The 1,370-nt window shown below is 62.2% G+C and carries 2 protein-coding genes; one reads left to right on the forward strand and one right to left on the reverse strand.

The window, feature by feature from the left end; all coding sequences use genetic code 11:
* A partial coding sequence (locus EJI01_RS28290) for an AraC family transcriptional regulator (RefSeq protein ID WP_260602742.1) occupies positions 1-841 on the reverse strand: 841 nt, incomplete at its 3' end.
* On the opposite strand from EJI01_RS28290, the gene EJI01_RS28295 reads away from it, so the two are divergent.
* Positions 834-1,370 (forward strand): peroxiredoxin-like family protein, encoded by a 537-nt coding sequence (locus tag EJI01_RS28295; RefSeq protein ID WP_126840403.1) that lies wholly within the window; start codon positions 834-836, stop codon positions 1,368-1,370. The two genes, EJI01_RS28290 and EJI01_RS28295, sit on opposite strands and share 8 nt — an antisense overlap.

Genomic DNA, 1,370 nt, shown 5'->3' on the forward strand with positions numbered 1-1,370 from the left:
CCGCTGCGGGCGCAGACCCATACGTTCGAGAATAGGCGCGCGAGAACGCAGCCGCGCTTCCGAAGCCCGCACGCCGGGCAACCGCCTTGACGGTGTCGCCGGACTGAAGGTGGCGACGTGCCAAGGTGAGGCGCCAGGCTGTGAGGTAGGCCATCGGGGTGGTGCCAACGACCGCATGGAAGAGCGCCATGAAGTGACTGCGGGACATTCCGGCCTGCATGGCGAGGTCGTCCACCCTCCAGGCGTGCGACGGCATATCGTGGATCGAGACGAGGGCTCGATGCAGCGATGGATGGGCGAGCGCGGCAAGCAGGCCCGATTCGGCAGTGCCGGCGTCGATCGCCTTTCGCAGCACCATCAGCACGATGACCTCGGCCAGACGGTCCAGGGCGGCGGTACGTCCGCATCGGCTGTCGAACGCTTCGGCCACGAATGCACTTACGGTGGCCCGAAGCGCAGGCACCTCATCCAGCTGGATCGAAAGCTCCTCGGGCATCGCATTCATCAACGGATTGGTGTCGTTGTCGAATTCGACTTGCGCGGCGACCAGCACGTCCTGCGGAAATCGATCGAAGCCTCCGGAGCGGAAGACCACCTGGCCCGAAAGGCCATCCGCGGTGCCGGCGACGATAAGCGTCGGTCCTTTCATCACCGTCGGCAGCGGGACGACCATGGCCGCCAGCTTGAAGGTCTCGACGAAGGCTGTGAGTCGGTCAACCTTTCTCTGCGGCTTCGGACTTTGGATCATGAATTTAGGAGCATTCGTTTTCCAAAGTATGGGATCTTCTGGATTCGGTGGCAACTTCTGCGACCAAGCACTGAATGGAAAACTGATGCTCATACCCAGACAACAGGCTCCCGCGCTGGCATTCGACACGCTCGAGCACGGACGCTTCGACCTGGCTGAAGAACGCCCAGGCCTCATGACGCTCGTCTGCTTCTACCGAGGGCTGCACTGCCCGGTCTGTGCCAACTACTTGAAGGAACTGGAGCGACAGACCGCCGCGTTTGCGCAGCGTGGGGTCACGACCGTCGCGATCAGCTCAGACGATGAAGCGCGCGCGCGGGCGATGGCGGAAAAAGTGGGTGCCAAGGATCTGCGTATCGGGTACGGCCTCGCGCTCGCCGATGCAAGGAAGTGGGGGCTCTACATTTCCTCGTCCCGCGGCAAGACATCCATCGGCATTGAGGAACCCGCCCTGTTTTCGGAACCTGGCGTTTTCCTGATCCGATCCGATCGCACCATCTACTACTTGTCCGTGCAGTCGATGCCATTCGTGCGCCCCAATTTTGCCGAGATGGTGCAGGCCGTGGATTTCATCATCAAGAACGACTACCCGGCGCGCGGCGAGTATGTCGGCGCCGTGTGA

It is taken from the genome of Variovorax sp. MHTC-1, assembly GCF_003984645.1.
Lineage (GTDB): Bacteria > Pseudomonadota > Gammaproteobacteria > Burkholderiales > Burkholderiaceae_C > Variovorax.